Origin of the sequence: Priestia megaterium (assembly GCF_023824195.1) — a bacterium.
GTDB lineage: Bacteria > Bacillota > Bacilli > Bacillales > Bacillaceae_H > Priestia > Priestia megaterium_D.
In genome coordinates this window covers 1-7,500 of sequence record NZ_CP085442.1, presented here as the reverse complement: position 1 = coordinate 7,500, position 7,500 = coordinate 1, and the positions used below count along the sequence as shown (strand labels likewise).

At 37.0% G+C, this 7,500-nt stretch carries 6 protein-coding genes (1 of these 6 only partly in view); all 6 read right to left on the bottom strand.

The annotated features are described in order from the left end of the window. Nucleotides 1-1,100 carry the 5' end (the start) of a DNA gyrase subunit A gene (gyrA, locus tag LIS78_RS00030; RefSeq protein ID WP_195781493.1) on the bottom strand. Its footprint begins 1,411 nt before the window's first position, so only the first 1,100 of its 2,511 coding nucleotides appear in the window; its start codon is at nucleotides 1,098-1,100; its stop codon lies off the left edge, out of view. A gap of 126 nt (nucleotides 1,101-1,226) precedes the next feature. Then, entirely contained in the window at nucleotides 1,227-3,143 is a 1,917-nt protein-coding gene (gyrB, locus tag LIS78_RS00025; protein WP_209150812.1) for a DNA topoisomerase (ATP-hydrolyzing) subunit B, read from the bottom strand. A 241-nt stretch (nucleotides 3,144-3,384) separates the two neighbouring features. Further along, the gene (gene recF, locus LIS78_RS00020) at nucleotides 3,385-4,503 is read right to left on the bottom strand and encodes a DNA replication/repair protein RecF (protein WP_013054823.1); all 1,119 of its coding nucleotides are present in this window, start codon (nucleotides 4,501-4,503) and stop codon (nucleotides 3,385-3,387) included. A 14-nt stretch (nucleotides 4,504-4,517) separates the two neighbouring features. Further along, nucleotides 4,518-4,733, bottom strand: coding sequence for a S4 domain-containing protein YaaA (gene yaaA, locus LIS78_RS00015; RefSeq protein WP_013054822.1), 216 nt, complete (start codon nucleotides 4,731-4,733; stop codon nucleotides 4,518-4,520). A 100-nt stretch (nucleotides 4,734-4,833) separates the two neighbouring features. Continuing rightward, entirely contained in the window at nucleotides 4,834-5,970 is a 1,137-nt protein-coding gene (dnaN, locus tag LIS78_RS00010; protein WP_013054821.1) for a DNA polymerase III subunit beta, read from the bottom strand. 186 nt (nucleotides 5,971-6,156) lie between these two features. After that, entirely contained in the window at nucleotides 6,157-7,500 is a 1,344-nt protein-coding gene (gene dnaA, locus LIS78_RS00005) for a chromosomal replication initiator protein DnaA (protein WP_028411911.1), read from the bottom strand.

Here is a 7,500-nt window from a genome sequence, read left to right as displayed (position 1 = left end):
TCAGTACGACGACGAATAACCACTACCTGATGGTCTAAGTAGTACTGTAGACATTGCTTCAAGTTCAATACTTTTGGCTGTCCATCTACTAATGCAAGGGTATTAATACCAAAACTTGTTTGAAGAGATGTCTGCTTATATAAGTTGTTTAATAAAACATTTGCATTTGCATCACGTCTTACTTCAATAACAATACGCATACCCGAACGGTCAGACTCATCTCGTAAATCCGTAATTCCATCAATCTTCTTATCACGAGCTAGCTCGGCAATTTTTTCAATTAGCTTTGCTTTATTTACTTGGTATGGAAGTTCATGAACAATAATAGTTTGTTTACCATTGCTTTGTTCTTCAATTTCTACTTTTGCGCGAACAATAATAGAACCTTTTCCAGTTTCATAAGCTTTACGAATTCCGCTGCGGCCAAGAATTTGTCCTGCAGTTGGGAAATCCGGGCCTGGAATAATCTCCATTAACTCTGCAATTGTGATATCAGGGTCTTGACTTACAGCTAAAACGCCGTCAATGACTTCCCCTAACTGATGCGGAGGAATATTTGTCGCCATACCTACCGCAATTCCGGCTGAACCGTTTACAAGTAAATTTGGAAATCTAGCAGGTAATACAATTGGTTCACGTTCAGAACCGTCATAGTTATCTTGGTAATCAATTGTATCTTTATTGATGTCACGTAACAGTTCCATCGAAACTTTTGACATTCTTGCTTCTGTATAACGCATAGCTGCTGCTGCATCTCCATCAACAGATCCAAAGTTTCCATGACCGTCAATTAGCATATAACGATAGCTAAAATCTTGTGCCATACGAACCATTGTTTCATATACAGCTGAGTCACCGTGTGGGTGATACTTACCAATTACTTCTCCTACGATACGAGCTGATTTTTTATATGGCTTATCCGATCCCATACCTAAATCATTCATTGCATATAAAATACGACGGTGCACAGGCTTAAGTCCGTCTCTTACATCTGGTAAAGCACGCGATACAATTACGCTCATTGCATAATCTAAAAAGGATGCGCGCATTTCTTGACTAATATTTACTTCTCTTATTTGAGAGTTTGGTTTATCTGACATCGATAAGAACCTCCTTCGCGAAGTTCAGTATAGTAATTCATATATATGTAAACGCAGGATAGAACCTATCTCTATCCTGACGTTTATATACCCTTTATAAAAAATATAAAGGGTATTACCGTTCATTTAAATATCGAGATTTTTTACGTACTGAGCATTTTCTTCAATGAAATTACGGCGTGGTTCTACTTTGTCGCCCATTAAAATTTCAAATGTCTCATCAGCTTCAATTGCATCTTGCAAGTTCACCTGAAGAAGGGTACGAAACTCTGGATCCATTGTTGTTTCCCATAATTGTTCAGGATTCATCTCTCCTAAACCTTTGTAACGCTGAAGGTTTGGTTTTACGCCTTCAGGGAAAGAAGCTAATACCTCTTCTAATTGACGATCGTTGTACGCGTACTCCACTTTTTTACCTTGTGAAACTTTGTAAAGAGGCGGCTGGGCAATGTATACATATCCATGCTCAATAATCTGTCTCATATAGCGATAGAAGAACGTTAGAAGAAGCGTACGAATATGCGCACCGTCTACGTCTGCATCTGTCATAATCACAATTTTATGGTAGCGGGCTTTCGAAATATCAAAATCGTCACCAATACCCGTTCCTAGAGCGGTAATGATTGTACGAATTTCGTTATTAGATAAAATTTTATCTAAACGCGCTTTCTCTACGTTGATAATTTTACCACGTAAAGGCAAAATAGCTTGGAAATGACGGCTTCTCCCCTGCTTAGCTGAACCTCCGGCAGAGTCACCCTCTACTACATAGAGTTCGCTAATAGAAGGATCTTTTGATGAACAATCTGCTAATTTACCCGGTAAGTTTGAAATTTCAAGCGCGCTTTTACGGCGTGTAAGCTCACGAGCTTTTTTAGCTGCCATTCTTGCTCTTGCAGCCATTAAACCTTTTTCAATTACCTTTTTCGCCACAATAGGGTTCTCTAGCAAGTAAGTTTCTAAGTGTTCTGCAAACACAGAGTCAGTAATTGTTCTTGCTTCACTATTTCCCAGCTTTGTTTTTGTTTGTCCTTCGAACTGCGGATCTGGGTGCTTAATAGAGATGATAGCTGTAATTCCTTCACGAACATCTTCACCCGTTAGATTGGCGTCACTGTCTTTAAATACGCTGTTTTTACGTGCATAGTCGTTAATTACACGCGTTAAAGCTGTTTTAAATCCTGCTTCGTGCGTTCCACCTTCATATGTGTGAATGTTGTTTGCAAAAGAATATAAATTACTTGTATAGCTATCGTTATATTGAATAGCAATTTCTACAGAAATGTTGTCTCGATTACCTTCAATATAGATCGGCTCTTCGTGAATCACTTCTTTCGAACGATTTAAGTGTTCAACGTAAGACTTAATTCCGCCTTCATAGTGATATTCACGTCTTTTATCTTCTTCACGTTTGTCTTCAATCGTAATTTTAATGCCGCGATTTAAGAAAGCTAACTCACGCAGACGATTAGCTAACGTATCAAAATCGTATTCAAGCGTTTCTGTAAAAATTTCACCGTCTGGATGGAATTGAATAACAGTACCTGTTTTATCTGTTTCTCCAACTACTTTCAAGTCAGCAGCCGGTACACCTCGTTCATATTTTTGATAATGAACTTTACCGTCACGATGTACGTGCACTTCCAAAGAGGTAGAAAGTGCGTTAACAACTGAGGCACCTACACCGTGTAATCCACCAGATACTTTATAGCCGCCGCCGCCAAATTTACCTCCGGCATGAAGAACCGTTAAGATAACTTCAACGGCAGGTCTGCCCATTTTTTCTTGAATACCAACCGGAATTCCACGACCGTTATCTTTGACTGTAATACTATTATCCTTTTCGATAATAACATTAATTTCATCGCAATAGCCGGCCAGCGCTTCATCAATACTATTATCTACAATTTCCCATACAAGATGATGTAAACCCTTTGCGCTCGTCGATCCAATATACATCCCCGGACGTTTACGAACAGCTTCTAATCCTTCTAATACTTGTATCTGATCAGCTTCATATGCTTGTACTTCTTTTTGTTCCATCGTCAAATGTATCACCTACACTTTTTTTTAACAGCAAACTGCTGTATTTATCATTTTGTATTATGTTTTTCGAATATTATGTGGAAATAATACGGAGCCTTTAATGTATTTGCAATTTGTTTACTTATGCACAAAATTTTCATAATCGAGGGTACGAGTTGAAATATATAGACTTAAAACTATAATGATATCATATTTCAGCTTAGATTGCCTTGCGAAAAGTTTTTAGACAGATCAATTGCTATTTGACCTTTTGAATTTGGCCAGCTTCTACGTGATATGTAGCGGCTTTTTCTAAGGTCTCGTGATGAATTCCTTCAATGCTCGTTGTCGTTACAAACGTCTGAACTTTTCCTTGAATGGTATTTAGCAAGTGTGATTGACGAAAATCATCTAATTCAGACAATACGTCGTCTAAAAGCAAGATTGGATATTCACCTACTTCTTGATGAATCAACTCAATTTCAGCAAGCTTTAACGATAAAGCAGTCGTCCGCTGTTGCCCTTGTGAACCAAATGTTTGAACGTCTTTTTCATTAACGTAGAAAAGAAGATCATCACGGTGTGGTCCTGCTAAGGTGACACCTCTATCAATTTCTCTACTTTTTATTTTATCAAACTTTTGATGATATGCTTCTAACATTTTCGACAAATCTGCATCTTCTGATACATCAATTGAATTCTTATACTCAATTTTTAATGTTTCTAAGTCTCGACTGATCCCTTTATGAATAGGCTCTGCCCACTGTTGGAGTAACTGTAAAAACTCAAAACGTTTTTTTAGGATTTTCGCCGCCATTTCACTTAACTGTAACGTAAGTACGTCTAAAAGTGAAAGATCCGTTTGTTTTTTTGTCTGCAGCTGCTTCAAATATTGATTTCTTTGCTGCAAAATCTTTTGATACCTGCTTAAATCATGCATGTAAACAGGCGAAACTTGACCAATTTCCATATCGATAAATTTGCGCCTTACTTGCGGACTCCCTTTAACTAGGTTCAAATCCTCCGGAGCAAACATGACAGTGTTAATTGATCCTATATATTGACTGAGTTTTTTCTGCTCAATATGATTATATTTTGCTTTTTTCCCTTTTGTTGAGATGACTAAATCCAGTGTAACAGGCCCTCTATGCTTTTCTACAATGCCCGATAGCTTTGCATACTCACAGTCCCATTTAATTAATTCTTTATCGTTGGATGTACGATGAGATTTAGCCATAGATAATACGAAGATCGATTCCATCACGTTTGTTTTACCCTGTGCGTTTTCACCCAAAATGACGTTTACTTTATTTTCAAAAGGAATCGTTGTCTTCGTATAGTTTCGGTAATTTGTTAAAGTAATTTCTTTAATATACAAACGTTTCACCAACTTTAAGTAATAACAACAAATGATCCTGCAGCCGGTATATCCACTTCGTCATTTGCATATAATTTACGTCCGCGGCGCTCTTCTAGCTCCCCGTTCACATATACTTCGTGCTCACTTAAAAACCATTTTACCATTCCACCTGTTTGAATGACGTCTGCTAGTTTTAAAAACTGGCCAAGCGTAATGTATTCAGTTGAAATTTTAACCTCTGTTTTCATGCGACTCTCTCACTTTCTAATGATGTATCTCTATTTTACTAAATAATTCTCCTTGAGAAAAGAAAGCTACTAGTACGGCATGCTAGTAGCTTTCTGAGATTTAATATGTTCGCACTGGTAAAATCAGCTGCAGCATTGAATCATCCTCTAATGTTCGAATGACAAATGGACGCATCGCACCAGTGAAGTTAATTTTGATATCTGTTCCTTCGAGCGCTTTTAATGCATCTAACATATATTTTGCGCTAAAAGAAATTTTTAATTCTTCTCCTGAGATAGACTGACTTTGTACCTCTTCAATTACTTTTCCGATTTCAGGAGAGTTAGAAGAAATTTCAACAATTCCTTCATCCAGCGTAGATAGTTTTACTACGTTGTTTCTTCCTTCACGAGCTAATAAAGAAGCTCGGTCAATCGATTGCAAGAATTCTTTTACGTTCAATATAACATCCGTTTTACTATCGGCTGGGATCAATCTTGATGTATCAGGATAATTTCCATCCAATAATCTTGAGAAAAATAGTAAATGTTTTGTTTTGAATAATACTTGATTTTCCGTAATAACAATGTCTACTAATTCATGAGAATCATCAAGGATCTTACTGAATTCACTTAAACTTTTACCTGGAATAACCACATTATACGTTGCTTCATTTCCAGTTTCAATGGTCGCTTTTCGTAAAGCTAGACGGTGACTGTCAGTGGCAATACACGTTAATTCTTTGCCATCGACTTTCCAGTTTACACCTGTCAAGATAGGTCGTGTTTCTGAGGTGGACACTGCAAAGACAGTTTGTCGAATCATGTTTTTTAATAAGTCCGTCGGTAATCTAAACATGTTGTTTTCTTCGATCTGTGGCAAATGAGGATACTCTTCTGCATCTAAACCATTTAAGTTAAATTCAGCTTTTCCTGAACGAATGATTGTTAAAAAGTGACTTTGGACGTCTAATTCTACGATGTCTTTAGGAAGCTTTTTGACAATTTCACTAAAGAAACGAGCTGGAAGAACAACGCTTCCTGGTTTTTGGATATCAACAATCTCTTTTCCTTCTTCTTCGTTTGGAATAAACGATTCAATAGAGATATCGGAATCACTTCCGGTTAAGGTAACACCTTCTTCAGTCGCTACAATTTTAATCCCCGTTAAAATCGGAATTGTTGTTCTAGAAGATACAGCTTTCATAACGTCTTGGACGCTTTGAACTAGATAGTCTTTCTGTATGATAAATTTCATAATAATTAATCCTCCTTAAAAGTAGGTTTAAAAGCTTATTATTTATTATATTTTAAGATAGTAGTAGTAATAGGGGCTGTGGAAATGTGGATAACCCCTAAAAACGTGAGAACACAGCCTATCCACATGTGGACAGACTGTGTACAATCCTAACTCACTTATACACAAAATACAAGTAAAAAAAGCCTATATTTTTAGTGATTCACTTATTTCTTTAATTTGTTTTTGTAGGTCAGTATCTGTTTGAACAAGTTTTGAGATTTTTTCATGAGCATGGATGACAGTAGTATGGTCTCGCCCGCCAAACTCTTCTCCAATTTTAGGCAACGAAAAATCCGTTAGTTCGCGAGAAAGGTACATGGCAATTTGTCTAGGAAATGCTACTGACTTTGTACGTTTCTTCGCTTTGAAATCATCTAATTTTATATTAAATTCTTGTCCAACAATCTGTTGGATGTCTTGAATCGTAATAACCCTAGGTTTTGAACTAGGAATGATATCTTTTAATGCTTCTGCTGCTAAATCAGCGTTTATATCTTTATTAATTAGTGAAGAATAAGCTACTACACGAATAAGTGCTCCTTCTAATTCTCTGATATTTGAATCAATCTGATTGGCGATATAAAGCATAACTTCATTTGGAATAACTAAGCCGTCCGCTTTTGCTTTTTTACGCAAAATAGCAATTCGTGTTTCCAAATCTGGTGGTGTGATGTCTGTAATAAGGCCCCATTCAAAGCGAGAGCGAAGTCGATCTTCAAGTGTAGGAATTTCTTTCGGCGGTCGATCACTTGAGATGACAATCTGCTTGCTTTCTTCGTGAAGCGTATTAAACGTATGGAAAAATTCTTCTTGTGTCTGCTCTTTACCTGCTAAGAATTGAATATCATCAATCAGTAAAACATCTACATTGCGGTATTTGTTGCGGAATTCTACTGCTTTATTGTCACGAATCGAGTTAATAAACTCATTTGTGAATTTTTCAGATGATAAGTACACGACTTTAGCGGCAGGATTATGATCTAACACATAGTGGCCTATTGCGTGCATTAAGTGTGTTTTACCTAATCCTACTCCCCCGTAAATAAAAAGCGGATTATACGCTTTAGCCGGCGCTTCTGCTACTGCTAAAGAAGCTGCATGCGCAAACCGATTTCCAGATCCGATAACAAATGTATCAAAGGTATACTTCGAATTTAGCATGCTTTGAGGAAATTCTGCTCCTTCGTCTTTATTGACTTTCTTTTTAGGAGTTTGAATATCGAATTCTTCCTCGGCCTGGTTAGGAGGAATAATAAATTTCACATCTAACTCTTCCCCCGTAAGATCGTAAAGTGTTTCAGCAATTAAATTAGAATACCTAGATTCTAACCAGTCCCGTGCAAAATCATTAGGCGCAGTAATAATGAGCGTGTCTCCTTGTAAAGCATGAGCTTTTGTCGATTTGAGCCAGGTTTCAAAACTAGGTTTGCTTAATTTTTTTTCAATTTGATCTAAAGCTCTATTCCATAAATCGTGAATGTTTTCCAA

Bases quoted from the DNA above. Each gene is read 5' to 3' on its own strand.
- dnaN (WP_013054821.1), bottom strand. From the start codon at position 5,970: ATGAAATTTATCATACAGAAAGACTATCTAGTTCAAAGCGTCCAAGAC.
- yaaA (WP_013054822.1), bottom strand. From the start codon at position 4,733: ATGAAAACAGAGGTTAAAATTTCAACTGAATACATTACGCTTGGCCAG.
- gyrB (WP_209150812.1), bottom strand. From the start codon at position 3,143: ATGGAACAAAAAGAAGTACAAGCATATGAAGCTGATCAGATACAAGTA.